Origin of the sequence: Staphylococcus sp. 2S1 (assembly GCF_046721335.1) — a bacterium.
In the GTDB taxonomy this organism is placed as follows: Bacteria; Bacillota; Bacilli; order Staphylococcales; family Staphylococcaceae; genus Staphylococcus; species Staphylococcus equorum_A.
In genome coordinates this window covers 2,801,375-2,827,881 of sequence record NZ_JBEUUJ010000003.1, presented here as the reverse complement: position 1 = coordinate 2,827,881, position 26,507 = coordinate 2,801,375, and the positions used below count along the sequence as shown (strand labels likewise).

At 34.8% G+C, this 26,507-nt stretch carries 31 protein-coding genes and 10 pseudogenes; 37 read left to right on the top strand and 4 right to left on the bottom strand.

What is annotated here, in order from left to right; translation table 11 throughout:
- The first annotated feature begins 79 nt into the window (after positions 1-79).
- Positions 80-988 carry an AEC family transporter gene (locus ABLV90_RS14865; protein ID WP_460872834.1) on the top strand — a complete coding sequence of 303 codons (909 nt, stop codon included), beginning with the start codon at positions 80-82 and terminating at the stop codon, positions 986-988.
- Between the two features lie 75 nt (positions 989-1,063).
- On the opposite strand, the pseudogene ABLV90_RS14860 reads toward ABLV90_RS14865, so the two are convergent.
- From ABLV90_RS14860 to ABLV90_RS14850, 3 genes and pseudogenes are all read right to left on the bottom strand, one after another.
- Positions 1,064-1,858 (bottom strand): annotated as a pseudogene (locus tag ABLV90_RS14860) (glucose 1-dehydrogenase).
- A gap of 168 nt (positions 1,859-2,026) precedes the next feature.
- On the bottom strand, positions 2,027-2,884 hold the full coding sequence (locus ABLV90_RS14855) for a RhaT/GlcU family sugar-proton symporter (protein WP_460872833.1): 858 nt from the start codon (positions 2,882-2,884) through the stop codon (positions 2,027-2,029).
- Positions 2,885-3,130: 246 nt separating this feature from the next.
- Positions 3,131-4,001: pseudogene (locus ABLV90_RS14850) on the bottom strand (GNAT family N-acetyltransferase).
- Positions 4,002-4,122: 121 nt separating this feature from the next.
- Here ABLV90_RS14850 and ABLV90_RS14845 point away from each other — a divergent pair.
- The 3 genes from ABLV90_RS14845 (at position 4,123) to ABLV90_RS14835 (ending at position 7,707) form a co-directional block, all read left to right on the top strand.
- The gene (locus ABLV90_RS14845) at positions 4,123-4,443 is read left to right on the top strand and encodes a toprim domain-containing protein (protein ID WP_460872832.1); all 321 of its coding nucleotides are present in this window, start codon (positions 4,123-4,125) and stop codon (positions 4,441-4,443) included.
- Positions 4,433-6,262 (top strand): DNA topoisomerase 3, encoded by a 1,830-nt coding sequence (locus ABLV90_RS14840; protein WP_460872831.1) that lies wholly within the window; start codon positions 4,433-4,435, stop codon positions 6,260-6,262. The genes ABLV90_RS14845 and ABLV90_RS14840 overlap by 11 nt, the downstream gene beginning before the upstream one ends.
- A gap of 110 nt (positions 6,263-6,372) precedes the next feature.
- Positions 6,373-7,707, top strand: coding sequence for an NCS2 family permease (locus ABLV90_RS14835; protein ID WP_046465820.1), 1,335 nt, complete (start codon positions 6,373-6,375; stop codon positions 7,705-7,707).
- A gap of 315 nt (positions 7,708-8,022) precedes the next feature.
- Here ABLV90_RS14835 and ABLV90_RS14830 read toward each other — a convergent pair whose 3' ends face one another.
- Positions 8,023-8,409, bottom strand: coding sequence for a hypothetical protein (locus tag ABLV90_RS14830; RefSeq protein WP_427706742.1), 387 nt, complete (start codon positions 8,407-8,409; stop codon positions 8,023-8,025).
- A 359-nt stretch (positions 8,410-8,768) separates the two neighbouring features.
- Here ABLV90_RS14830 and rpsJ point away from each other — a divergent pair, with 359 nt between their 5' ends.
- From rpsJ to truA, 33 genes and pseudogenes are all read left to right on the top strand, one after another.
- Complete coding sequence (gene rpsJ, locus ABLV90_RS14825) at positions 8,769-9,077, top strand: 30S ribosomal protein S10 (RefSeq protein WP_002482611.1); 309 nt, start codon at positions 8,769-8,771, stop codon at positions 9,075-9,077.
- 27 nt (positions 9,078-9,104) lie between these two features.
- Entirely contained in the window at positions 9,105-9,764 is a 660-nt protein-coding gene (rplC, locus tag ABLV90_RS14820; RefSeq protein WP_021338403.1) for a 50S ribosomal protein L3, read from the top strand.
- A 26-nt stretch (positions 9,765-9,790) separates the two neighbouring features.
- Complete coding sequence (gene rplD, locus ABLV90_RS14815; protein ID WP_002506965.1) at positions 9,791-10,414, top strand: 50S ribosomal protein L4; 624 nt, start codon at positions 9,791-9,793, stop codon at positions 10,412-10,414.
- The gene (rplW, locus tag ABLV90_RS14810) at positions 10,414-10,689 is read left to right on the top strand and encodes a 50S ribosomal protein L23 (protein WP_002506966.1); all 276 of its coding nucleotides are present in this window, start codon (positions 10,414-10,416) and stop codon (positions 10,687-10,689) included. Before rplD ends, rplW begins: the two co-directional genes overlap by 1 nt.
- Before the next feature lie 28 nt (positions 10,690-10,717).
- Positions 10,718-11,582 (top strand): annotated as a pseudogene (rplB, locus tag ABLV90_RS14805) (50S ribosomal protein L2).
- A gap of 36 nt (positions 11,583-11,618) precedes the next feature.
- Positions 11,619-11,897 (top strand): 30S ribosomal protein S19, encoded by a 279-nt coding sequence (rpsS, locus tag ABLV90_RS14800; RefSeq protein WP_002482616.1) that lies wholly within the window; start codon positions 11,619-11,621, stop codon positions 11,895-11,897.
- Between the two features lie 28 nt (positions 11,898-11,925).
- Positions 11,926-12,279, top strand: coding sequence for a 50S ribosomal protein L22 (rplV, locus tag ABLV90_RS14795; RefSeq protein ID WP_002482617.1), 354 nt, complete (start codon positions 11,926-11,928; stop codon positions 12,277-12,279).
- Positions 12,280-12,302: 23 nt separating this feature from the next.
- The gene (rpsC, locus tag ABLV90_RS14790) at positions 12,303-12,959 is read left to right on the top strand and encodes a 30S ribosomal protein S3 (protein ID WP_460872830.1); all 657 of its coding nucleotides are present in this window, start codon (positions 12,303-12,305) and stop codon (positions 12,957-12,959) included.
- A 2-nt stretch (positions 12,960-12,961) separates the two neighbouring features.
- A pseudogene (rplP, locus tag ABLV90_RS14785) lies at positions 12,962-13,398 on the top strand (50S ribosomal protein L16).
- On the top strand, positions 13,388-13,597 hold the full coding sequence (gene rpmC / locus ABLV90_RS14780; protein WP_002506970.1) for a 50S ribosomal protein L29: 210 nt from the start codon (positions 13,388-13,390) through the stop codon (positions 13,595-13,597). Before rplP ends, rpmC begins: the two are co-directional and overlap by 11 nt.
- 26 nt (positions 13,598-13,623) lie before the next feature.
- Complete coding sequence (gene rpsQ, locus ABLV90_RS14775) at positions 13,624-13,887, top strand: 30S ribosomal protein S17 (RefSeq protein ID WP_002506971.1); 264 nt, start codon at positions 13,624-13,626, stop codon at positions 13,885-13,887.
- A 30-nt stretch (positions 13,888-13,917) separates the two neighbouring features.
- Positions 13,918-14,286, top strand: coding sequence for a 50S ribosomal protein L14 (gene rplN / locus ABLV90_RS14770; protein WP_002506972.1), 369 nt, complete (start codon positions 13,918-13,920; stop codon positions 14,284-14,286).
- Positions 14,287-14,327: 41 nt separating this feature from the next.
- On the top strand, positions 14,328-14,645 hold the full coding sequence (rplX, locus tag ABLV90_RS14765) for a 50S ribosomal protein L24 (RefSeq protein WP_460872829.1): 318 nt from the start codon (positions 14,328-14,330) through the stop codon (positions 14,643-14,645).
- Between the two features lie 25 nt (positions 14,646-14,670).
- Positions 14,671-15,211: pseudogene (gene rplE, locus ABLV90_RS14760) on the top strand (50S ribosomal protein L5).
- Positions 15,212-15,232: 21 nt separating this feature from the next.
- Positions 15,233-15,418 carry a type Z 30S ribosomal protein S14 gene (locus ABLV90_RS14755; RefSeq protein WP_460872828.1) on the top strand — a complete coding sequence of 62 codons (186 nt, stop codon included), beginning with the start codon at positions 15,233-15,235 and terminating at the stop codon, positions 15,416-15,418.
- Between the two features lie 30 nt (positions 15,419-15,448).
- On the top strand, positions 15,449-15,847 hold the full coding sequence (gene rpsH / locus ABLV90_RS14750) for a 30S ribosomal protein S8 (protein ID WP_002506975.1): 399 nt from the start codon (positions 15,449-15,451) through the stop codon (positions 15,845-15,847).
- 27 nt (positions 15,848-15,874) lie between these two features.
- A complete protein-coding gene (rplF, locus tag ABLV90_RS14745; RefSeq protein ID WP_046465815.1) occupies positions 15,875-16,411 on the top strand; it encodes a 50S ribosomal protein L6 in 537 nt (178 codons plus the stop codon).
- Between the two features lie 31 nt (positions 16,412-16,442).
- Positions 16,443-16,806: pseudogene (gene rplR, locus ABLV90_RS14740) on the top strand (50S ribosomal protein L18).
- 20 nt (positions 16,807-16,826) lie between these two features.
- The gene (gene rpsE / locus ABLV90_RS14735) at positions 16,827-17,324 is read left to right on the top strand and encodes a 30S ribosomal protein S5 (RefSeq protein ID WP_460872827.1); all 498 of its coding nucleotides are present in this window, start codon (positions 16,827-16,829) and stop codon (positions 17,322-17,324) included.
- Positions 17,325-17,340: 16 nt separating this feature from the next.
- Positions 17,341-17,520: a 50S ribosomal protein L30 gene (gene rpmD, locus ABLV90_RS14730; protein ID WP_021338399.1), complete on the top strand. Its 180-nt coding sequence runs from the start codon at positions 17,341-17,343 to the stop codon at positions 17,518-17,520.
- Positions 17,521-17,536: 16 nt separating this feature from the next.
- Complete coding sequence (rplO, locus tag ABLV90_RS14725; RefSeq protein ID WP_460872826.1) at positions 17,537-17,977, top strand: 50S ribosomal protein L15; 441 nt, start codon at positions 17,537-17,539, stop codon at positions 17,975-17,977.
- Positions 17,977-19,269, top strand: a pseudogene (secY, locus tag ABLV90_RS14720) (preprotein translocase subunit SecY). Before rplO ends, secY begins: the two are co-directional and overlap by 1 nt.
- A gap of 17 nt (positions 19,270-19,286) precedes the next feature.
- Complete coding sequence (locus tag ABLV90_RS14715) at positions 19,287-19,937, top strand: adenylate kinase (RefSeq protein WP_427707952.1); 651 nt, start codon at positions 19,287-19,289, stop codon at positions 19,935-19,937.
- 172 nt (positions 19,938-20,109) lie between these two features.
- Positions 20,110-20,328: a translation initiation factor IF-1 gene (gene infA / locus ABLV90_RS14710; RefSeq protein WP_001118443.1), complete on the top strand. Its 219-nt coding sequence runs from the start codon at positions 20,110-20,112 to the stop codon at positions 20,326-20,328.
- A gap of 31 nt (positions 20,329-20,359) precedes the next feature.
- On the top strand, positions 20,360-20,473 hold the full coding sequence (gene rpmJ / locus ABLV90_RS14705) for a 50S ribosomal protein L36 (protein ID WP_002482634.1): 114 nt from the start codon (positions 20,360-20,362) through the stop codon (positions 20,471-20,473).
- Between the two features lie 21 nt (positions 20,474-20,494).
- Positions 20,495-20,860: a 30S ribosomal protein S13 gene (rpsM, locus tag ABLV90_RS14700; protein WP_002506983.1), complete on the top strand. Its 366-nt coding sequence runs from the start codon at positions 20,495-20,497 to the stop codon at positions 20,858-20,860.
- A 23-nt stretch (positions 20,861-20,883) separates the two neighbouring features.
- The gene (rpsK, locus tag ABLV90_RS14695) at positions 20,884-21,273 is read left to right on the top strand and encodes a 30S ribosomal protein S11 (protein ID WP_460872825.1); all 390 of its coding nucleotides are present in this window, start codon (positions 20,884-20,886) and stop codon (positions 21,271-21,273) included.
- A 77-nt stretch (positions 21,274-21,350) separates the two neighbouring features.
- A pseudogene (locus ABLV90_RS14690) lies at positions 21,351-22,294 on the top strand (DNA-directed RNA polymerase subunit alpha).
- 18 nt (positions 22,295-22,312) lie between these two features.
- Positions 22,313-22,681, top strand: coding sequence for a 50S ribosomal protein L17 (gene rplQ, locus ABLV90_RS14685; RefSeq protein WP_002506986.1), 369 nt, complete (start codon positions 22,313-22,315; stop codon positions 22,679-22,681).
- Positions 22,682-23,095: 414 nt separating this feature from the next.
- Entirely contained in the window at positions 23,096-23,905 is an 810-nt protein-coding gene (locus tag ABLV90_RS14680; protein WP_427706744.1) for an energy-coupling factor transporter ATPase, read from the top strand.
- Positions 23,902-24,765 carry an energy-coupling factor transporter ATPase gene (locus ABLV90_RS14675; protein ID WP_460872824.1) on the top strand — a complete coding sequence of 288 codons (864 nt, stop codon included), beginning with the start codon at positions 23,902-23,904 and terminating at the stop codon, positions 24,763-24,765. Before ABLV90_RS14680 ends, ABLV90_RS14675 begins: the two co-directional genes overlap by 4 nt.
- Positions 24,755-25,562, top strand: a pseudogene (locus ABLV90_RS14670) (energy-coupling factor transporter transmembrane component T family protein). The gene ABLV90_RS14675 and the pseudogene ABLV90_RS14670 overlap by 11 nt, the downstream one beginning before the upstream one ends.
- A 6-nt stretch (positions 25,563-25,568) precedes the next feature.
- Positions 25,569-26,372: pseudogene (gene truA / locus ABLV90_RS14665) on the top strand (tRNA pseudouridine(38-40) synthase TruA).
- The last annotated feature ends 135 nt before the right edge of the window (positions 26,373-26,507 follow it).

The following is a 26,507-nucleotide window of genomic DNA, read 5'->3' as shown; positions in this document are numbered from 1 at the left end:
GCTTCTAAAATAACCGAGTTATATGTTAAAGTATGAAAATGGAATGAAAACGAAACGATGTAATGAAAGAAGGTTTATTGTGACTCAACAATTTATCATAATTATTTTACTTATTGCATTAGGTTATGCACTTAAAAGAATTAATTACTTTAAGGCAAACGACAGCCAAGTTTTTGCAACATTAGTTCTAAATGTCACATTACCTTCACTCGTGATAGTTAATTTAAACGAAGCAGATTTAGATATATCACTTTCTATCTTACCTATAATGATGATTTTGTATGGTGCTATAACAAAAATAATCATGGTATGGTTCTTCATGAAATATGACAACCAAATACGAGGGACAACGGGTATGATGATGGCTTCTCTAAATATAGGCTTATTTGCATATCCATTGGTAGAAGCAATATGGCCCAATACTGGTATGATTTATTTTGGTATGGTAGATATTGGTGGCGCGATTATTATGTTTGGAGTTACTTACTTTGTTGGAAGCTATTTTAGTAGTTCAGGTGATAGCTTTGATTTTAAATATCTAGCGAAAAATCTTCTTAAATCAGTGCCGTTAATGACATATATCATCATGTTTATTTTAAATATGCTCAATATTCATTTTCCGGATCCAGTAATTGATTTCTTCTCTGTATTATCAGGCGCTAATATGCCATTATCAATGATTTTGATAGGGTTAATGTTGAATTTTAGTATAGATAAACGATTTTTACCAATCGCAATGAAGTACATTTTATTACATTACGGTTTAGGTATTATCGTCGGGTTACTCGTATATTTCTTTTTACCAGTTGATGATCAAATGGTAAAAACAACACTACAAGTTGCATGGTTATTACCAGTAGGTGTAGCAATAATACCTTATGCGATTCAATTTAAATATAAGACATTACCACTGGTTGGCATGGTCACTAATTTAACAATTGTTATTAGTATAATTATATTATATATTTACCAAGCTTTATTTGTATAAATAAAAGCACTCCTGTTATTTTACAGGAGTGCTTTTTGCTGTCTCTAATGACTGATAACCAGATTAAATGTTAGCTTAACCTTTACCACCCATAAATGCAGGATAATTAGTCATGCCACCATCGACATATATTGTTGTGCCATGAATATAATCCGCTAAGTCAGAAGCTAAAAATCTTGCAACGTTAGCAACTTGACTAGCTTCTCCAATAATCTTAGATGGGATCATTTCTAATGTTTCTTCACGTGTTGTTGGATCAGAGAATTTTTCTTTCGTGTGTTCAGTAACGATAGCTCCCGGTGAAATATTATTAATACGAATACCATATTGTGCATATTCCATCGACATTGTTTCCATCATTAATTTTAATCCGCCTTTACTTGCTGCGTAGTTTACATAGTTTGGCCATGGAATTTTATCATGAACACTAGATGTGTTGATAATTACACCTTTTTTATCTTCTTTTAAAAATTGGTTTATAGCTGTTTTTGAACCTATAAATGCACCAGTCAAATTGACGTCAATTACTTTTTGCCATTCTTCTAAAGGCATTTCGTGTGTAGGGATAGGTTTTTCAAATCCAGCGTTATTAATTAAGATATCGAGTGTACCAAATTGATCTACAGCAGATTGAATTAAACGTTCTACATCATCTTCTTTTGATATATCAGCTTGTACCTTGATTGCCTTGCCGCCTCAGCATCTTCAATTAATTGGATAGTTTGAGACACTACTTCTAAATGGCGTTCCGAGCGATAATTTATAACGACATTAGCTTTTTCATCACCAAACTGTTCTGCCATAGCTTTTCCAATACCGCTACCAAGCACCTGTAATCACTACAACTTTACCTTCTAAGTCCTTAAACATAATGTATGACGCCTCCTTGATAGTAATAGTATAAAACAAAAAGTTTAAGACAAATATTAAATGATTAGAGATGAAAGTCACTAATCATTCAATATGCAATGAAAAATTGTCGTTGCCTTAAACTTAATGTTGTTTATCTATTTGTAAAATGATGTTTGATTGTTAATGTTAACCTTTAATATTTCCGAGTACAAAGGCGACAATGACAATGAGAACAATACCAGCCCATATGCCAGTCATTTGACGTTTGTCTTTACGCTCACCTAATAGGAAAATACCGCCAAGTGTAGATACGATGACTAATAATTGGGATAATGAAAAACTCGTTGCTACACCGACTTTGGGTTGTGAATAGAACATAAATAAATTACCTATCCCCCAAATTACACCAGGAATTAAATTCCATGCAGTACTTTTTATTGATGTTTCGTGTTTAGCTGATAGTATTAAGCCACCAATCGCCATACCTATAGATTGGAAGAAAAGGGCATTCATTCCATCTACACCGAAGATTTGAGCTACAACTACATACACGACGTAACCAACAGTAGAAATTAGTAATATAGGCATTGCTTTACCAAAGTTTTTCGTGTTTTCTGATGCTTCATTTTTGCCTTTAATAGACGTCATAGCAATACCAATAACGAGTAATACCATAGCGAGTAGGCCTAATGTAACTTGAGTACCAGTACTCCATTCACCTAAAAATACAGCACTAAATAATGTTGTACCTACTAATTGTAAACCAGTAGAGATAGGCATAGTTTTAGACACACCAATTAAACTAATTGATTTCAATTGGTAGCCCTGACCAAGTGCCCAAAAAGCACCTGAAATTAAACCGACAATAATAATAGTGGGGTCACCAAATTCAGCATTGCCAGTTAATAATAAAATAATACCAATGATTAATGCACCAAATGTAGTACCTCTAATTTGGTTATAGGGGCCACCACCAACAAGCACATTAATTAAAACAACACTCCCCCAAAATAACGCGGGTAAAAGGGCAATTAATATATCCATACTTTATATTCACTCTCTCTCTATTTAAATAATACTTTCCTTTCAAAACAACTACTTAGATTGCCCTTGTATGGTATTTTAAAGCAAAATATTAATATAGTAAAAAATATTAGATTATATGCAAAATTATTTTGTATCATTGTGAAATATAACCATTATCGGTTTTTGGCATTAAAAAAAGAATAATTAAAATAAGCTTAAAATTTGGAGATATTCCAAACTTTAAGCTTATAAAGGTATAGCGAATTAAATATGAGCGACGACGTATTTAAATTTTTTATATTCATAATTGATATTAAAGCCTAGCTCATTAAAACGTTCAACGAGTGTCGTGTTTTTACTACGTATTTTGAAAAAAACTTTTTCTATATCGTGATTAGTAAACGCGATGTGTATGGCGTGTGATAGTAAATCAAATGCTATGCCTTTAAGTCTATAATCAGAGTGCGAAGAAAAATATTTGATTTCTGCTTTATGACTATTTTCAAATATTTGAAGGTAGAGATAACCTTTCAGTAGTCCCTCAGACATAAACATAAATAGGCGATGATGCTCATCTAGTGATTCAACAATTTCATCAGCAGTCATTACATCATGTTTAAATGTGTGTTCATGCAATTTACTAAATAAACGATAGTAAGTCGGCTGATATTCTGTGATGTTTTGTGCGTGCTCAATTTCACCAATATCTTGTGATGCTACTAAATAATAATCTGTAAAGCTATAAGAAGATTGGATAGCTTTCATAAAATCTAAATAATTTTGTTCTGTTTCTTCAAAAGAAAAGTTGAAACTCGTAGATTCAGATTTGCTCTGTGCTAATGTTTCAAATAAGTTTTGAAAGGCTGAAACTGATGGTGTAACTGATTTATTTACGAAAGGGCCAAGAACTTTATATTTATTTTGCTCATATTGAAACGCTGATATTAACATGATGATTTGATCTTGATCATCCATCTGTGCATAGACGCCTGGGTCTTCGATGAGTTGCTTTATATTAGTTGTAATATCTTTATGTGCTTGGTGGTAATTTGTATAAATAAGAAGCTGAACGATAATCTGCGTTAATTATAAACTGTTCTATCTGGTCATAGTCGTTTAATTTGATAGTTTTCATAAAATACCTCCGTCTGTAAACTATTAAGTTAATTATAGGAACTTTTTGATATAAATGGAAGTTTCGATGTGCTATATACATGTTACAATAAATATTATATTGAAATTGAAAGGGCGAAATTATGAAATCACTAATTATAGCTGAAAAACCTTCAGTAGGTAGAGACATTGCAAATACTTTGAACGTTAATGAAAAGCGCAATGGCTATTTTGAAAATAATAAATATATAGTTACTTGGGCGTTGGGTCATTTGGTAACGAATGCAACGCCAGAACAGTATGATAATAATTATAAAGAATGGAAACTTGATGTTTTACCCATTATACCAAATAAAATGAAAACTGTTGTTATAAGTAAGACAAGAAAGCAATTTTCAACAGTGCAATCTTTAATTAAGAACAATAATGTTAAAGACATCATCATTGCAACTGATGCTTGGTAGAGAGGGCGAACTTGTAGCGCGATTAATATTAGATAAAGCACATAATCAAAAACCAATTAAACGTTTATGGATTAGTTCTGTAACAAATAAAGCAATTAAAGATGGTTTTAATAAACTGCAAGATGGACGTAAATATGACAATTTATATCACGCCGCATTAGCACGCAGTGAAGCAGATTGGATTGTTGGTATCAATGCAACAAGAGCATTGACAACCAAATATGACGCGCAATTGTCACTGGGTCGTGTGCAAACACCAACAATACAATTAGTACAAATGAGACAAAATGAGATTAATCAATTCAAACCACAGACTTATTTCACAATGAAATTGAATGCAGGTGGCCTTAACTTCCAATGTACTAAACCTCAATCACATCCTGATAAAACTGTTTTTGAAGGTATCAAGAAGGAAATTGAAGGACAAGTAGCAACGATTGAAACAATAACTAAAAGTCATAAAAAATCATATCCACAGCAATTGTTTAGTTTAACTGATTTGCAACAAGAAGCTTATAAACGCTATCACTTAGGGCCTAAAGAGACTTTAAATACATTACAGGCGTTGTATGAAAGACATAAACTTGTGACGTATCCACGTACAGATTCAAATTATTTAACTGATGATATGGTAGATACGCTCAAAGATCGTTTGCAAGCAATTATGGCTACAACTTTAAAAGACATAGCAAAAGGGCAAATGTCACAATCGTTTTCTGCTAAACAAAGATTTGTAAATAACAGTAAGGTATCAGATCATCACGCTATCATACCAACAGAAGTACGTCCTGATATGAATCAATTAAGCCAACGAGAATCAAAAATATACATGATGATTGCGCAAAGATACTTAGAAAATCTAATGCCACCTCATGAATACGAAGCAGTTTCTATAGAATTAAATGTGGGTGGATATAACTTTACTTTTAAAGATAAAATCACTACAAAATTAGGTTTTAAAGCAGTCTATGATACTCAAGAAAAAGCAAATGAACAAATTGCTCAAATGCAAAAAGGTGCAACACTTAAAATCACTCGTGTGAACATAGAGCAACATGAGACAACACCTCCAGCGTATTTTAATGAAGGAACTTTACTCAAAGCGATGGAAAGCCCTCAGAAATTCTTTGCATTAGATGATAAAAAACATAATGATACATTAAAAGAAACAGGCGGTATTGGTACTGTAGCAACCAGAGCGGATATCATAGAAAAATTATTTAATATGAATGCGATTGAAGTACGTGATGGCAAAATAAAAGTAACTTCTAAAGGAAAACAAATTTTAGAATTAGCACCAAAAAAACTTACTTCTCCGTTACTGACAGCAGAATGGGAAGAAAAACTTTCACTCATTGAACAAGGTAAATATGATGTGAAACAGTTTATATCAGAGATGAAGCAATTTACGAACGACGTTGTATCTGAAATTAAGGAAAGTGAACAAAGCTATAAACATGACAATTTAACTACAACTGAATGTCCAACTTGCGGTAAATTTATGATTAAAGTTAAAACGAAAAATGGACAAATGCTAGTTTGTCAGGATCCTACGTGCAAAACGAAAAAGAATGTTCAAAGAAAAACTAACGCACGTTGTCCTAATTGTCATAAAAAAATGACGTTATTCGGAAGAGGGAAGGACGCTGTTTATCGCTGTGTTTGTGGTCATACTGAAAGTCAGACTCAAATGGATAAACGACATAAAAATAAAAAGTCAGATAAAATAAATAAAAAAGATATGAAAAAATATATGAATAAAGATGAAGGTATAGAGAACAACCCATTCCAAGATGCACTAAAAGGCCTTAAATTCTAAAATAATCGAACAAACGAAATATATATTTTAACAAAGTTCGTGTTTGCTATTGTAAAATAGTTAAATTGATATTAAAATATGTAGGTATTTTAAAAAAAGGAGAACTAACTGTGAAAAAGTATTTCAAGTTTGATAAACATGGAACAAGCTATAAGAAAGAGATACTTGGTGGGCTAACGACTTTCTTATCTATGGCATACATTTTAGCTGTTAACCCTCAAGTACTTAGTTTAGCAGGCGTTGAAGGCGTGTCTGACGATATGAAAATGGATCAAGGTGCTATTTTCGTTGCCACAGCACTTGCGGCTTTTGTTGGCTCACTATTTATGGGGCTAATTGCACGATATCCGATTGCTTTAGCACCTGGTATGGGCTTAAATGCATTCTTTGCATTTACTGTTGTATTAACTATGGGCATTCCTTGGGAAGTCGGTTTAACTGGAGTACTATTTTCTGGTTTAGTATTTGCAGTCCTCACAATGACGGGGCTACGGGAAATAATCATAAACGCAATTCCTTTTCAGATGAAAATGGCAGTGTCTGCAGGAATCGGGTTATTTATCACATTTGTAGGGTTACAAAGTTCAGGTATTATTGTTGCCAATGATTCTACGTTAGTTACATTGGGGCAAATTACTGACGGACCTGTACTCTTAACTATATTTGGTATCATTATCACTGTTATACTCTATGCAGTTAGAGTGCCAGGAGCAATATTTATTGGTATGATGCTTACATCTATTCTTGGTATGATTACTGGTCTTATACATACGCCAAGTGGCATTGTAGGTCAAGTGCCAAGTATTGAACCAACTTTCGGTGCGGCTTTTGAAGCCTTTAAAGATCCATCGCAATTATTTACTGTTCAATTTCTAATTGTTATCCTAACATTCTTATTCATAGATTTCTTTGATACAGCAGGAACTTTAGTAGCAGTAGCTAGTCAAGCTGGTATGATGAAAGATAACAAACTTCCAAGAGCTGGACGTGCACTTTTTTCAGACTCATTAGCGACAATTGTAGGTTCGATTTTTGGTACCACAACAACGACTACATATATTGAATCAACATCAGGTGTTGCTGTCGGAGCACGGACAGGATTTGCAAGTGTAGTAACAGGTTTTTGTTTCTTATTAGCGATATTCTTTAGTCCGCTTATGGAAGTAGTGACGAGTGCAGTTACCACACCCGCATTAGTTGTAGTTGGTGTCTTAATGGCTTCAAACTTTGCAGAAATAGATTGGAAGAAATTTGAAGTTGCAGTACCAGCTTTTGTCACAATAATCATGATGCCTTTATCATATTCAATTGCGACAGGTATTGCTTGCGGATTTATATTCTATCCAATTACAATGTTAATCTCTAAAAGACATAAAGAAGTACATCCTATCATGTATGGTTTAATGGTATTATTTATTCTCTATTTCGTGTTTGTTCACGGATAAATCAAAAGCACATTGTTGAACGTCAAAGCGACGCAACAATGTGCTTTTATATTTTACAAATAATTAACTTGGAACTGTTTAGAAATCGTATAAGGTATTATACATCAAATACATATTATACAAGAAGTAAAAACAAGTTTCTTCATTATAATAGCAATTTATGAAAAGGTAATAAAAGTTATGCTTGTTAATAAAGAATCGATTTACCCAATTGGTATGATTTAACCAAACAAAGACTCATATAATATACGCTCGATGAAAAATAGTTAATCCTAACTAACAGAACTTATAAAAAAATTTAAAAAGAAAGACTAATTATTTTTGAGTTTCTCTATATTCTGTATATACTACTTTTGCATTTTTGTTAGCTACATACAGAGGAGTTGAAAAGAGTACGAATATAAAGAAAAGCATTAAAAAGAATAAAATCCAATGCACAACCATACCGATGAAAGGTAAAAATGCAATGAATGAACCAATAACACCTAATAATGGAATAACCATCATTGGTTTAATTGAGTTTTGTTTATCTACTATGAGTATTATCATAGTTACAAGGTATAATAGGGCGTTAATGAGTAATGGTTGCCAACCAAAACTAAGAATAATGCTACCACCAAGAAATGGAATACCATAAACAAACTCTCCTATTAGGAGTATAAAGCTCAAAATTATAAGCGTAGTACGAATACCCCTTTTCATATCATATCACCACCTAATATCTACTATTATAAAACAAACCAATGGATTTCAATAACAATAAGTAATAATGAATTCTAGAGATTCAAAAAGATTTTTAAAAAGATTTCAAAAAAGGTTGAAGTGATTAGCGTATTCAAGTACAATAACAAAGTATGTGTTAGACAAAAAGTATAAAAACTTTTGCAGAAAAGCTTGATTAATCACTGCTTTTCATGTAACATATCTAATGTTGGACTTTAAGAACACGCGATGAAGCGAAAGGTTACTGACACACCCGGCCGCTTTGCCATGGCGCTGTGTGAGATAGTTTTCGTGGAGAAGTCTATCACTTAAATGTAGACGAATAAGGAGGGAAAATTATGGCAAAACAAAAAATCAGAATCAGATTAAAAGCTTATGATCACCGCGTAATCGATCAATCAGCAGAAAAAATTGTTGAAACAGCAAAACGTTCTGGTGCGGATGTATCTGGACCAATTCCGTTACCGACTGAAAGATCAGTTTATACTGTAATTCGTGCCGTGCATAAGTACAAAGATTCACGTGAACAGTTCGAACAACGTACACATAAACGTTTGATCGATATTGTTAACCCTACACCAAAAACAGTTGATGCTCTTATGGGCTTAAACTTACCATCTGGCGTAGACATCGAAATCAAATTATAATAGAAAAATTTAGGAGGTGGACTTTCGATGACCAAAGGAATCTTAGGAAGAAAAATCGGGATGACACAAGTTTTCGGAGAAAACGGTGATTTAATCCCAGTAACAGTAGTAGAAGCAAGCCAAAACGTTGTATTACAAAAGAAATCTGAAGAGATTGATGGTTACAACGCAATACAAGTAGGCTACGAAGATAAACGAGCTTATAAAAAAGGTAGTAAAACAAGCAAATATGCTAACAAACCAGCTGAAGGCCATGCTAAAAAAGCAGGCACAGCACCTAAGCGCTTCATTCGTGAATTCAAAAACGTTAATGTTGATGAATACGAAGTAGGTCAAGAAGTCTCAGTTAATACATTTGAAGCCGGAGACGTAATTGATGTAACAGGCGTATCTAAAGGTAAAGGTTTCCAAGGTGCCATTAAACGTCATAATCAAGCACGTGGTCCAATGTCACATGGTTCTCATTTCCATAGATCACCTGGTTCAATAGGTATGGCATCAGATGCTTCAAAAGTCTTTAAAGGACAAAAAATGCCTGGACGTATGGGTGGAGACACAGTAACAGTTCAAAACTTAGAAGTAGTTCAAGTTGACACTGAAAACAATGTAATTTTAGTTAAAGGTAATGTACCTGGACCTAAAAAAGGTTTCTTAGAAATCACTTCATCAATTAAAGGTAATAAATAATATAGAATGAAAGGAGGATATGCATAATGGCAAATTATGATGTATTAAAAGTAGATGGAACTAAATCAGGTTCAGTTGAATTAAACGATGCAGTATTTGCAATCGAACCAAACAATAGTGTTCTTTTTGAAGCAATTAATTTACAACGTGCTTCATTACGCCAAGGTACACACGCTGTCAAGAACCGTTCAGCAGTACGAGGCGGCGGAGCTAAACCATGGAGACAAAAAGGTACAGGACGTGCGCGTCAAGGTACAATCCGTGCTCCACAATGGCGTGGTGGTGGTATCGTATTCGGACCAACACCAAGAAGCTACTCATACAAAATGCCTAAGAAAATGCGTCGTTTAGCATTACGCTCAGCATTATCTTATAAAGTACAAGAAAAAGGTTTAACTGTTGTTGATACATTAAACTTAGAAGCTCCAAAAACTAAAGAGTTCAAAACTGTACTTTCAAATTTAGAACAACCTAAAAAAGTATTAGTAGTTACTGAATCAGAAGATGTAAACGTAGCATTATCTGCTCGTAACATTCCTGGTGTACAAGTTACTACAGCTCAAGGTTTAAATGTTCTAGATATCACAAGCGCTGACAGTGTAGTAATTACAGAATCAGCTGCTAAAAAAGTTGAGGAGGTGCTAGGATAATGGAAGCAAGAGACGTTCTTAAGCGCCCCGTAATCACTGAAAAATCATCTGTCGCTATGGCAGAAGACAAATACACATTCGACGTTGATACTCGTGCTAATAAAACACAAGTTAAAATCGCTGTTGAAGAAATCTTTGACGTAAAAGTTGCTAATGTAAACATCATCAACTACAAACCAAAGAAAAAACGTATGGGCCGTTACCAAGGCTATACAAATAAAAGACGCGTAGCAATTGTAAAATTAAAAGAAGGATCAATCGATCTATTCAACTAAAACATTACCAATAAGGAGGTAAACGACAATGGCTCTAAAAAAATACAAGCCAATTACTAATGGTCGTCGTAATATGACTGGTTATGATTTCTCAGAAATCACTGAAACAACTCCAGAAAAATCATTATTACAACCGCTACCGAAAAGAGCGGGACGAAATAACCAAGGTAAATTGACAGTTCGCCATCGCGGTGGAGGACATAAACGTCAATACCGTGTTATTGATTTCAAACGTAATAAAGACGGCATCAACGCTAAAGTTGATTCAATACAATATGATCCAAACCGTTCAGCAAACATTGCATTATTAGTTTATGCTCGATGGAGAAAAACGCTATATCATCGCTCCAAAAAACCTTAAAGTAGGTCAAGTATTGGAAAACGGTGAAAATGCAGATATCAAATTAGGTAATGCATTACCATTAATTAACATCCCAGTAGGTACAGTAGTACACAATATCGAGTTGAAACCTGGTAAAGGTGGACAAATCGCTCGTTCAGTCGGTGCTAGTGCACAAGTACTTGGTAAAGAAGGTAAATATGTTTTAATCAGATTAAGATCTGGTGAAGTACGTATGATTCTTTCAACTTGCCGTGCTACTATTGGTCAAGTTGGTAACATCCAACATGAACTTGTTAACGTTGGTAAAGCAGGACGTTCTAGATGGAAAGGTAAACGCCCAACAGTTCGTGGTTCTGTAATGAACCCTAACGATCACCCACACGGTGGTGGTGAAGGACGTGCACCTATCGGTATGCCATCTCCAATGTCACCTTGGGGTAAACCTACGCTTGGTAAGAAAACTCGTCGTGGTAAAAAATCTTCAGACAAACTTATCGTTCGTGGACGTAAGAAGAAAAATAAAAATGACTTATTTGCGTGTGCGGCATGATTGTCGCACGCTCACAATAAGAAGGGAGGCGCCACTATGGCTCGTAGTATTAAAAAAGGACCTTTTGCTGACGATCATCTAAAGAAAAAAGTTGAGGCTCAAAGCGGAAGCGAGAAAAAACAAGTAATCAAAACTTGGTCACGTCGTTCAACTATTTTCCCTGATTTTATCGGACATACATTCGCAGTATATGATGGACGTAAACACGTACCTGTATTCGTAACTGAAGATATGGTTGGTCATAAATTAGGAGAATTCGCACCAACACGTACTTTTAAAGGTCATGCGGCAGATGACAAAAAAACTAGAAGATAACTTCTAACAAGTAGAGGAGGAAATTCGAATGGAAGCAAAAGCGGTTGCTAAAACAATAAGAATCGCACCTCGTAAAGTTAGATTAGTATTAGATCTAATTAGAGGCAAGAGCGCTGGTGAAGCTATAGCGATTTTAAAATTAAAAAACAAAGCTTCATCACCAGTAGTTGAAAAATTATTAATGTCCGCTTTAGCAAATGCTGAACATAACTATGACATGAACACTGATGAATTAATAGTTAAAGAAGCTTATGCTAATGAAGGACCAACATTAAAACGTTTCCGTCCACGTGCACAAGGCCGTGCAAGTGCGATCAACAAACGTACAAGCCACATTACAATCGTCGTAAGTGACGGTAAAGAAGAAGCTAAAGAAGCTTAATAATCTTTTAAGGAGGGAACACTGTGGGTCAAAAAATTAATCCAATCGGACTTCGTGTTGGTATCATCCGTGATTGGGAAGCTAAATGGTATGCAGAAAAAGACTTCGCATCATTATTACACGAAGATTTAAAAATCCGTAAGTTTATTGATAACGCATTAAAAGAAGCATCAGTTTCTCAAGTTGAAATTGAGCGTGTCGCTAACCGTATCAACATCGCTATTCATACTGGTAAACCAGGTATGGTAATCGGTAAAGGCGGTTCAGAAATTGAAAAATTACGTAATAAATTGAACTCATTAACAAGCAAAAAAGTACACATCAACGTTATTGAAATCAAGAAAATTGATTTAGATGCTAAACTTGTTGCTGAAAATATTGCAGTACAATTAGAAAACCGTGCATCGTTCCGTCGTGTACAAAAACAAGCTATTACTAGAGCTATGAAAAATGGCGCTAAAGGTATCAAAACACAAGTTTCAGGTCGTTTAGGCGGAGCTGACATCGCTCGTATTGAGCAATATTCAGAAGGAACTGTTCCACTTCATACACTACGTGCCGACATTAGTTATGCACATGCAGAAGCCGACACTACTTACGGTAAATTAGGTGTCAAAGTATGGATTTATCGTGGAGAAGTTCTTCCTACTACTAAGAACACTAGTGAAGGAGGAAAATAATAATGTTACTACCAAAACGTGTAAAATATCGTCGCCAACATCGTCCTAAAACAACTGGTCGTTCTAAAGGCGGTAACTATGTAACATTTGGTGAGTATGGTTTACAAGCAACTACAACTTCTTGGATCACATCTCGTCAAATCGAATCAGCTCGTATTGCAATGACACGTTTCATGAAGCGTGGCGGGAAAGTTTGGATTAAAATCTTCCCACATACACCTTACACTAAAAAACCTTTAGAAGTACGTATGGGTGCTTGGTAAAGGTGCGGTTGAAGGCTGGATTGCAGTAGCAAAACCAGGTAGAATTTTATTTGAAATCGCAGTGCGTTGACGAAGAAGTTGCGCGCGAAGCATTACGTTTAGCTAGTCACAAACTTCCAGTGAAAACTAAGTTTGTAAAACGTGAAGAATTGGGTGGTGAAACAAATGAAAGCTAAGGAAATTAGAGACTTAACCACTTCAGAAATCGAAGAACAAATTAAATCTTCAAAAGAAGAGCTTTTTAACCTACGCTTTCAGTTAGCAACAGGTCAATTAGAAGAAACTGCACGTATTCGCACGGTAAGAAAAACGATTGCACGTCTAAAAACTGTTGTTCGTGAAAGAGAAATTGAACAAGGTAAAGCTAATCAATAATTTAATTTAAAGAGGAGGTTACTATAGTGAGCGAAAGAAATGATCGTAAAGTTTATGTAGGTAGAGTCGTTTCCGATAAAATGGATAAAACTGTAACTGTACTTGTTGAAACATACAAAATGCACAAATTATATGGTAAACGAGTAAAATACTCTAAAAAATACAAAACTCATGATGAAAACAACTCAGCTAAATTAGGGGACACAGTAAAAATACAAGAAACACGTCCTTTATCGGCAACTAAACGTTTCCGTTTGGTAGAAATTGTTGAAGAATCAGTTATTATTTAATAAATAGTGAAGATAAAGGAGGTTTAACTCATGATCCAACAAGAAACACGATTAAAAGTAGCAGATAACTCTGGTGCACGTGAAGTTCTTACAATTAAAGTATTAGGTGGATCTGGTCGTAAAACAGCGAATATTGGTGACGTTATCGTAGTAAGTGTTAAAAATGCTACACCAGGTGGCGTTGTCAAAAAAGGTGAAGTAGTTAAAGCTGTTATCGTACGTACTAAATCAGGCGTACGTCGTAACGATGGTTCATACATCAAATTTGATGAAAATGCATGTGTCATTATTCGCGACGATAAAGGCCCACGCGGTACTCGTATCTTTGGACCTGTTGCACGTGAATTACGTGAAGGCAACTTCATGAAAATTGTATCATTAGCTCCAGAAGTACTTTAATAATACATTTATAAATATATAAATTTAAGGAGGTGCCACACATGCATATCAAAAAAGGTGACAACGTAAAAGTTATCGCAGGTAAAGACAAAGGTAAAGAAGGTAAAGTTGTTGCAACTGAACCTAAAAAAGACCGTGTCGTTGTGGAAGGTGTCAATACAATCAAAAAGCACCAAAAACCAACTCAATTTAATCCTGAAGGTGGAATCTTAGAAACAGAGGCGACAATCCATGTTTCTAACGTACAATTATTAGATCCTAAAACGAATGAACCAACACGCGTAGGTTATAAATTCGAAGATGGCAAAAAAGTTCGTATCGCTAAAAAATCAGGCGAAGAAATCAAAACTAATAATTAATAACTAATTGAAAGGAGGATCCACTGTGAACCGTTTAAAAGAAAAATTCAACTCTGAAGTTACTCAAAACTTAGTGAAACATTTCAACTATAGTTCAGTAATGGAAGTGCCGCAAATTGATAAAATCGTAGTAAATATGGGTGTCGGTGACGCTGTACAAAATACTAAAGTATTAGATGATGCTTGTAGAGGAATTACAAGCTATCACTGGTCAAAAACCATTAATCACAAAAGCTAAAAAATCTGTTGCAACATTCCGTTTACGTGAAGGTATGCCAATTGGTGCTAAAACAACTTTACGTGGTGAAAGAATGTATGACTTTTTAGATAAATTAATTTCTGTATCACTACCTCGTGTACGTGACTTCCGTGGTGTATCTAAATCTGCATTTGATGGCAGAGGTAACTACACTTTAGGTGTTAAAGAACAATTAATTTTCCCTGAAATCGACTATGACCGAGTAAGTAAAATACGAGGAATGGATATCGTTATCGTAACAACTGCTAACACTGACGAGGAAGCTCGTGAATTGTTAACACAATTCGGTATGCCATTTCAAAAATAATCTCTAAAGGAGGCTAATTAAGTGGCTAAAACTTCAATGGTTGCTAAGCAACAAAAAAAACAAAAGTTCCAAGTACGTGAATATACTCGTTGTGAACGCTGTGGTCGTCCACATTCCGTATATCGTAAATTCAAATTATGCCGTATTTGTTTCCGTGAATTAGCTTATAAAGGCCAAATCCCTGGCGTTCGTAAAGCTAGTCGGTAATATAAAAAGTCTGAAAGGAGGCAACAATCAATGACAATCAACGATCCAATTGCAGATATGCTAACTCGTGTAAGAAACGCCAACATGGTGCGTCACGATAAATTAGAATTACCTGCTTCAAACATTAAAAAAGAAATTGCTGAAATTTTAAAAAGTGAAGGTTTCATTAAAAACGTAGAATTTGTTGAAGACGATAAACAAGGGGTTATCCGTTTATTCCTTAAATATGGTCAAAACAATGAACGTGTTATCACTGGATTAAAACGTATTTCTAAACCAGGTTTACGTGTTTATGCTAAAGCTAACGAAGTACCTAAAGTACTTAACGGTCTTGGCATTGCATTAGTTTCTACTTCAGAAGGTGTTATCACTGATAAAGAAGCAAGAAAACGTAATATCGGCGGAGAAATCCTAGGTTACGTTTGGTAATAATAAATAACAAGGAGGTGCGATAACATGAGTCGTGTTGGTAAAAAAATTATTGACATCCCTAGTGACGTAACAGTAACTATTGAAGGCAATACAGTAACTGTTAAAGGTCCTAAAGGTGAATTGTTTAAAACTATGGATGAAAGAATGACATATAAACAAGATGAAAGTACTTTAGAAGTTGTGAGACCATCTGATTCTAAAGATGATAAAACAGTACATGGTACAACTCGTACTTTAATTAATAATATGATCATCGGTGTTAAAGAAGGATACCAAAAAACATTAGAACTAGTAGGTGTAGGTTACCGTGCTCAAATGCAAGGTGAAAACTTAATCCTTAATGTTGGCTATTCACACCCAGTTGAAATTAAAGCTGATAATGGTGTTAGTTTCGCTGTTGAAAAAAATACTAAAGTTACAGTAACTGGTATTTCTAAAGAAGCAGTTGGCGCTATCGCTTCAAACATTCGTGCAACAAGACCACCAGAACCGTATAAAGGTAAAGGAATTCGCTATCAAGGAGAATTCGTTCGCCGTAAAGAAGGTAAAACTGGTAAATAATAAATAACTTTCAAAAGAAAGGAGTAATAAAATGATCAGCAAAATTGATAAAAACCAAGTGCGTTTGAAAAGACATGCTCGTGTCCGTAATAAATTGTCAGTGCACAGCTGAAAAACCACGTTTAAACATCTATCGTTCAAACAAACATATTTACGCACAAGTTATCGATGATGTTAATGGCAAAACATTAGCACAAGCATCAACACAAGAAAAAGACTTAGCAAATGAAACAGGTTCAAAAGTTGAACTTTCAGCTAAAGTCGGCGAAACTGTAGCTAAAAGAGCTAGCGATAAAGGTATTAAAACAATTGTTTTTGACCGTGGAGGATATTTATACCATGGCCGTGTTAAAGCCTTAGCAGATGCGACTCGTGAAAATGGATTAGAATTTTAATTTGAAGGAGGGACATTTACATGGCTCGTAGAGAAGAAGTGAAAGAATTTGAAGAACGCGTTGTTACAATTAACCGTGTTGCTAAAGTTGTAAAAGGTGGTCGTCGTTTCCGTTTCACTGCTTTAGTAGTGGTTGGAGATAAAAACGGTCGCGTTGGATTCGGTACTGGTAAAGCACAAGAAGTGCCAGAAGCAATCAAAAAAGCAGTAGAAGCGACTAAGAAAGATTTAGTAGTTGTTCCACGTGTTGAAGGTACAACACCTCACATTATTAATGGTCGTTTCAGTTCAGGTAATGTTTTAATGAAACCAGCAACACCAGGTACTGGTGTTATTGCAGGTGGCCCTGTTCGTGCGGTATTAGAATTAGCCGGTATCACTGATATCTTAAGTAAATCTTTAGGATCAAATACACCAATCAACATGGTTCGTGCAACAATTAATGGATTAAAAAACCTTAAAAATGCTGAAGAAGTTGCGAAATTACGCGGCAAATCAGTAGAAGAATTATACAATTAAGGAGGGAAAATAAGTTATGGCTAAAGTACAAATTACCCTCACTCGTAGTGTTATAGGTCGTCCAGAAACACAACGTAAAACTGTTGAAGCTCTAGGTTTGAAAAAAACGAACTCTTCAGTAGTTGTTGAAGATAACCCCGCTATTCGTGGGCAAATCAACAAAATAAGTCACTTAGTGACAGTAGAAGAAAAATAATTAAGGAGGTGCCGAAATGAAATTACATGAGCTAAAACCGTCAGAAGGTTCTCGTAAAGTACGTAACCGTGTTGGACGTGGTGCGCCTACTGGTAACGGTAAAACTAGTGGTCGTGGACAAAAAGGTCAAAAATCACGTTCAGGTGGTAGTGTAAGACCAGGTTTCGAAGGTGGTCAATTACCATTATTCCGTCGTTTACCAAAACGAGGTTTTACTAACATTAACCGTAAGGAATATGCTATTGTTAACTTAGACCAACTTAATAAATTTGAGGATGGTACTGAAGTAACTCCTGCTTTATTAGTAGAATCTGGTGTAGTTAAGAACGAAAAATCTGGTATTAAAGTACTAGGTAAAGGTTCACTAGACAAAAAGTTAACTGTGAAAGCTAACAAATTCTCTGCGTCTGCAGTAGATGCTATTGATGCAAAAGGCGGAGCACACGAGGTGATCTAATGTTTCAAACGCTTGTGAGCTTCTTTAAAACTAAAGAAGTTCGTAACAAGATCTTTTTTACTCTCGCAATGTTAGTTATTTTTAAGATAGGTACTTATATTCCGAGCACCTGGTGTAAATCCAGCTGCTTTTGACAGTAGACAAGGATCTCAAGGTGTCACTGATTTGTTAAATACATTTGGTGGCGGAGCCTTGCAGAATTTCTCAATCTTTGCCATGGGTATAATGCCTTACATTACTGCATCAATTGTGATGCGGCTATTACAAATGGATATTGTTCCGAAGTTTTCTGAGTGGGCAAAACAAGGTGATGCAGTAGAAAAAACTTACTAACATCACACGTTATTTTGCTATTGTACTTGCCTTTATCCAATCAATTGGTATGGCGTTCCAATTTAATAATTATCTAAAGGGTCAATTGATTATTGATCAATCAATCCTTAGTTATTTATTAATCGCTGTTGTATTAACAGCCGGTACAGCATTCTTGATTTGGATGGGTGATCAAATCACTCAATTCGGTGTCGGTAATGGTATTTCAATTATCATCTTTGGTGGTATTTTGTCATCACTACCTTCATCATTAATTCAGTTCTATCAACAGTCATTCGTAGGTCAAGATGATACTACAATGGCATGGTTAAAAGTTCTAGGATTAGTTATTGGAATGGTATTATTAACAGTCGGTGCAATATTTGTATTACAAGCTATTCGTAAAATTCCAATTCAATATGCGAAAAAGCAATCAACACAACGATTAGGTTCACAAGCAACATATTTACCTTTGAAAGTTAACGTCAGCTGGGGTTATCCCGGTTATCTTTGCAATGGCATTCTTCTTGTTACCTAGAACATTAACATTGTTCTTCCCTGACGCTAGTTGGGCGCAGAAGATTTCAGACGTGGCAAATCCATCGAGTAATATCGGTATGATTGTTTATGTGGTGCTTATTATTGCATTCACATACTTCTATGCATTTGTTCAAGTCAATCCTGGAAAGATGTCAGATAATCTCAAGAAACAAGGAAGTTATGTTCCAGGTATTAGACCTGGTGAACAAACAAAAAAATATATTACTGGAGTTCTCTATCGTTTAACATTTGTAGGGTCAATATTCTTAGCTGTAATTGCGATTCTGCCAATCATTGCTACTAAAGTAATGAGCTTACCTCAATCTATTCAGCTTGGTGGTACTAGCTTACTTATCGTAATTGGTGTAGCAATTGAAACAATGAAGAGTCTTGAAGCTCAAGTGACTCAGAAAGATTATAGAGGCTTTGGTGGTAGATAAATTGTAGGAGGGCACTTATGAATATCATTTTAATGGGTTTACCTGGTGCGGGTAAAGGAACTCAAGCGAGTGAAATTGTAAAGAAATTCCCAATTCCACACATATCTACTGGCGACATGTTCAGAAAAGCGATTAAAGATGGAACAGATTTAGGCAAAGAAGCTAAATCATTCATGGATCGTGGAGAATTAGTCCCTGATGAAGTAACTGTGGGCATCGTTAAAGATAGAATTTCTGAAGACGATGCAAAAAAAGGATTCTTACTTGATGGCTTTCCTCGTACTATTGAACAAGCTGAAGCATTAAATGAAATTATGCAAGAATTAGATAGAAAAATTGATGCTGTTATCAATATAGAGGTAGCTGAAGAAGAATTAATGAACCGCCTAACTGGTCGTAAAATTTGCGAAAAATGCGGAACAACTTATCATCTTGTATTCAATCCTCCTAAAGTTGAAGGTATTTGTGATCTTGATGGTGGTAAATTATACCAACGTGAAGATGACAACCCAGAAACAGTTGCAAATCGTTTAAATGTCAATGTTAAACAGTCTAAACCTATCTTAGAATTCTATGATAATAAAAAAGTATTAAAAAACATTGATGGTTCAAGAGATATTAAAGTCGTTACTGAAGACGTTATCGATATCTTAGAAAACTTAAAATAATATCAACTTGTACGGTCTATGGAATGTCGAAAGTATAATTGAATAAGAGTGACAATGCGATATAGTAATTCATTTTAATTTTGTTAAACTTATTAACAACACTTATAGACTCGTATGGTTAGAGTTGATTGTTGACGATAACCAACTATTGCAAAAAGGGGGAAGTTAATAAATGGCTAAACAAGATGTTATTGAATTAGAAGGTACTGTGTTAGATACTTTACCAAATGCAATGTTTAAAGTAGAATTAGAAAATGGTCATGAGATTTTAGCTCACGTAAGTGGTAAAATCAGAATGAATTATATTCGTATTCTGCCTGGCGACAAAGTAACTGTAGAAATGTCTCCGTACGATTTAACACGCGGAAGAATTACGTATCGTTATAAATAATCGTCACTCCATAATATAGGGAGGTATTAAAATGAAAGTAAGACCATCAGTAAAACCAATTTGCGAAAAATGTAAAGTCATTAAACGTAAAGGTAAAGTAATGGTAATTTGTAGCAACCCAAAACATAAACAAAGACAAGGCTAATAAAGAGAGGTGTAAATAATTATGGCACGTATTGCAGGAGTAGATATTCCACGTGAAAAACGTATTGTTATTTCATTAACTTATGTATATGGTATCGGTACTACTACAGCGAATAAAATTGCTGAAGAAGCTAACGTTTCACCAGATACACGCGTTAACGAATTAACTGATGATGAATTAGGTCGTATCCGTGAAGTAGTAGATAGCTATAAAGTAGAAGGTGACTTACGTCGTGAGCAAAACTTAAACATTAAACGTTTAATGGAAATCTCATCATACCGTGGTATCCGTCACCGTCGTGGCTTACCAGTACGCGGACAAAAGACTAAGAACAATGCTCGTACTCGTAAAGGCCCAGTTAAAACTGTAGCTAACAAGAAAAAATAATAGGTAAAGGAGGCAAAATTTAAATGGCACGTAAACAAGTATCTCGTAAACGTAGAGTGAAAAAGAATATTGAAAATGGTGTGGCTCACATCCGTTCAACATTCAATAATACAATCGTAACAATTACTGATGAATTTGGTAATGCGTTATCATGGTCATCAGCAGGTGCACTTGGATTCAAAGGATCAAAAAAATCAACTCCATTCGCGACTCAAATGGCATCAGAAACTGCCGCTAAATCAGCTATGGAACATGGTTTGAAATCTGTTGAAGTCACTGTAAAAGGCCCAGGTCCTGGTCGTGAATCAGCTATCCGTGCGTTACAATCAGCTGGATTAGATGTAACTGCAATCCGTGACGTTACTCCAGTTCCACATAATGGTTGTCGTCCACCAAAACGTCGTCGCGTATAATTTTATTGTTATTGTCGCAGGTCACTGAGAAATTACAGTACAAATCAAGTCGACGTAATCAAGGAGGATATTTGTAAATGATTGAAATCGAAAAACCTAGAATTGAAACAATTGAAATTAGTGATGATGCTAAATTCGGTAAGTTCGTTGTTGAACCACTAGAACGTGGCTACGGTACTACACTAGGAAACTCCTTACGTCGTATCCTACTATCTTCATTACCAGGTGCGACCGTTAAATACATTGAAATTGAAGGCGTATTACATGAATTCTCAGCTATAGATAATGTTGTTGAAGATGTTTCTGCAATTATTATGAACATCAAAAAACTAGCATTAAAAATCTATTCTGAAGAAGAAAAAACTTTGGAAATCGATGTTAAAGATGAAGGCGAAGTAACTGCAAGTGACATTACTCATGATAGTGATGTAGAGATACTGAATCCTGAGATTAAAATTGCAACTGTTTCTAAAGGTGGACATTTAAAAATCCGTCTCGTTGCGAATAAAGGTAGAGGCTACGCATTAGCAGAACAAAATAACACTAGTGATTTACCAATTGGTGTAATTCCAGTTGATTCATTATATTCACCTGTAGAACGTGTTAACTATACTGTAGAAAACACGCGCGTAGGTCAAAGTAGTGATTTTGATAAATTAACGTTAGATGTTTGGACTAATGGTTCTATAACGCCACAAGAGTCTGTTTCATTAGCCGCAAAAATCTTAACTGAACATTTGAATATCTTTGTTGGATTAACTGATGAAGCACAAAATGCTGAAATCATGATTGAAAAAGAAGAAGATCAAAAAGAAAAAGTTCTTGAAATGTCAATTGAAGAATTAGATTTATCTGTACGTTCTTACAACTGTTTAAAACGCGCGGTATCAACTCTGTACAAGAGTTAGCTGATAAATCAGAAGCTGACATGATGAAAGTCCGTAATTTAGGTCGTAAATCTTTAGAAGAAGTTAAATATAAACTTGAAGATTTAGGTTTAGGCTTAAGAAAAGAAGATTAATATAAAGGAGGTTAACTCATGGGTTACAGAAAATTAGGTCGTACTTCTGATCAACGTAAAGCTATGTTACGCGATTTAGCTACTTCACTTATCGTTAGTGAACGTGTTGAAACTACAGAAGCACGTGCAAAAGAACTACGTAGTGTTGTTGAAAAATTAATCACTTTAGGTAAAAAAGGAGATTTAGCTTCTCGTCGTCAAGCCGCTAAAACTTTACGTAATGTTGAAATCTTAAATGATGATGAATCAATTCAAACTGCACTACAAAAATTATTCGGTGAAGTTGCCGAACGTTATACAGAACGTCAAGGCGGTTACACTCGTATTCTTAAAGTAGGCCCTCGTCGCGGTGACGGAGCTGAATCAGTAATTATCGAATTAGTTTAATTTAAATATACGTACTACTATGTATAAAGCAAATGAGTGCAACGATAATGTTTGCCACATACAAATATTGTCTAGCTCAGAGTACCCCATCAAACTTAATAAACTTTAAAGCGTGAACTCAAAAATATGATGGGGTGCGCGCTTTTTTATTTATAAGGCCCCCTCAATTCTGTATGAATTGAGGGGGCCTTATGCAATTGAAAATCAATTGTGAACCTCTGATATTAACACATTAGCAAAGGTTGAACACTTACACTAATGCGCAAATGTCAAAAGAGCTATATTATAAAAGTTTTAAAGTACTTCTTTATAGCAGTGTTTCTTTAGACTTTACTAGTGCTTCTTTAGAAAGTTTCATGTAAAATAGGATAAGTATACAACAAAGATGAATATAAATTTTGGGAGGCAATTGATATGGAAACGCGAGATAATATTATTACATTTAATCATGTTTCATTTAAATATAATAGTGATGAACGATTTGCGTTAAATGATGTATCTTTTGAGATTCCAAAAGGACAATGGACATCAATTGTAGGACATAATGGCTCGGGTAAATCTACTATCGCCAAACTTATGATAGGCATAGAATCACCATTTGATGGTGATATTTATTTGCGTAATAGATTAGTTCACGAAGATAATTTGAATTACCTAAGACAGCACATTGGCATTGTGTTCCAAAATCCTGAAAATCAATTTGTAGGGTCTACAGTGGAGTATGACGTTGCATTTGGTTTAGAAAATAATGGCGTAACATATGAAAGCATGCAGACTATTGTGCCTGAAGCATTAGCTGACGTAGAAATGTTAGAACGAGCTACATACGAACCCCAGTCTCTCTCAGGAGGCCAAAAGCAACGTGTTGCAATTGCAGGGGTTCTCGCTTTGGATACAGATATCATTATATTAGACGAAGCTACATCTATGTTAGACCCTGCTGGTAGAAATGAGTTACTTTCATTGATTCATCGTTTAAAAGACGATAAAGATGTTACGATTATTTCTATTACACATGATTTGTCAGAAGCAGTAGAGGCCGACCATGTAGTGGTGTTAAATGAAGGTACTGTATATCAATCGGGCTTACCACAAGAAATTTTTAGTGATGGTAATGAACTCACAAAGATTGGTTTAGACCTTCCATTTTCAATGCGGATGAATCAGCAGTTATTAGGCGTTACTGATTACATAACTTATGAAGGGTTGGTAAGAAAATTATGACGGTTCATTTTAACCAAGTTAGTTATGTATATCAAAATGGCACACCGTTTGAGTATCTCGCGTTGGAAGACATTGTCACATCATTTGAACAAGGAAAATACTATGCTGTGATAGGACAAACTGGTTCTGGTAAATCAACATTGATTCAGCATTTCAATGGCCTTTTAAAGCCAACTAATGGTGCGTTAGAAGTAGATGATATAACAATCACCCATAAGACTAAAGATAAGTTTTTAAAGCAAGTACGTAAACGAGTAGGAGTTGTATTTCAATTCCCAGAGTCACAGCTATTCGAAGATTCGGTTGAAAGGGAGATTCTTTTTGGTCCTCAAAACTTTAATATGCCTCTTAACGAAGTAAAAGAACGTGCGTTTCGTTTACTATTAGAATTTGGTTTTAATAGGGATGTATTGCAGCAGTCTCCTTTTCAAATGTCAGGTGGTCAAATGAGAAAGATTGCAATTACATCAATATTGGCAATGGATCCAGATATTGTTATTTTAGATGAACCTACTGCGTGCCTTGATCCAAAGAGTAGAAAACAAATCATGGAATTAATAAAAAAACTTCAAGTAGAACAACAAAAAACAATCATCCTTGTAACGCATGAAATGAATGATGTAGCCAAATATGTAGATGAAGTTAAAATTATGAGCAATGGCAAACTTATTGATTCATGTACACCACGTAAACTATTTAGTGATACGAATTACGTGAATCAAATGCATTTAGATGTACCAAACATTGTGAAACTGCAAAGAGATATTGAAGATAAACATCAATATTATTTTAATAAAATCGCATTAACTGAAGCAGAATTTATTGAAATGTATAAGGAGTGGCAACAAAATGAGAGATAAATTTATCATAGGTCGCTATCTTCCGTTAGATACAATAATCCATCGTTTGGACCCTCGTTCAAAATTGATATTTGTCTTCTTATTTATTGTATTAATCTTTTTTGCACATTCGTTTGCTACTTATTTTTGGTTGTTTCTATTAATATTAAGTTTTATGAAGTTAGCCCATATTAAATTATGGTTTTTAGTAAAAGGATTGACACCAATTTGGATATTTCTCATCTTTACCTTTCTAATGCATTTGTTTCTAACCAAAGGTGGTACAAGAATATTTGAGCTTTCATTTATCTCCATCGATACAAATGGTATTTTAGAGGGTATTTATATTGTCTTGAGACTTATGTTCATCATTATGATTTCAACGATATTAACGCTAACGACAAGTCCTATTGACTTAACAGACGCATTTGAAAGGCTATTATCACCATTGAAACTTGTTAAAATACCTGTACATCTGTTGAGCATGATGATGTCGATAGCATTGCGATTTATACCAACACTGATGAATGAGTTAGATAAAATTATTTTAGCTCAAAAATCTCGTGGCTCAGAAATAAGCGCTCGGAGGATTGGTTAATCGAGTAAAAGCATTTATACCATTATTAATACCATTGTTTATTTCTGCGTTTCAAAGAGCAGAAGATTTAGCTATCGCCATGGAAGTAAGAGGCTACGATACTAAAAAACAACGTACGAGTTATCGTAAGTTGCAATGGCGATGGACAGATGTATTAGTACTCACATTACTAATACCAATAGCAGTGATATTGTTTGTTTTAAAATATATAGGAGTGTAATGCATGATGCGTGTTTTAGTAAATATTTCATACCAAGGAAGTCAGTTTCTTGGTTTTCAAATACAACAAAATGGTAGAACGGTACAACAACAGTTTGAGAAAATACTTAAAAGAATGCATAAACGTCATGTGCGAATTCACCCAAGTAGCAGAACAGATAAAGGTGTGCATGCACTAGAGCAATATTTTCATTTTGATACGGAATTAAACATCGCCGCACCGCAATGGAAGTACGTAATGAATCGCGCTTTGCACTGATGATGTATATGTGAATGATGTAACCTTCGTGGACGATGATTTTCATTGTAGATATGATTGTGTCGGTAAGTCTTATCGTTATAAAATTTATCAATCTGAGCATAAGGATCCTTTTCAATGTGGTTTAAAAACATATATTACTGATTCATTAGATATTGAAAAAATGAATAGGGCAGCCCAATTATTTGTGGGAACGCATGATTTTACGGGTTTTTGTTCACAAAAAACAGAAGTAGAGAGTAAAGTTCGCACATTGTATGAAAGTCGAATTAAAATTACAGAAAATGGTCTAGATTATATTGTCACAGGCTCAGGATTCCTATATAATATGGTACGTGTGCTTATGGCGTTTCTATTAGAAGTTGGCAAAGGAAAGCGTAATCCTGAAGAGGTACCTGAACTATTAATGATGAAAGATCGTAATCAGGTGCCGTATACTGCACCATCAGAAGGATTATATTTAGAGCGGATTTATTTGACACCTTCAGCGTTAATCAATGACTTTGGTAGTAATATAAAAATACATCAAAAAAATCATCACAAAATGATTAAATAAGATTGACAAAACGGCTTAAAAATTATACGATTACTAACGGTATTGTTTTATATCACCCACGATAAGCCCCGGAATCTTATTGTGTAACAAGATATAGAAGCACGTAGAACAAGAACAAAAAATTAACAAAA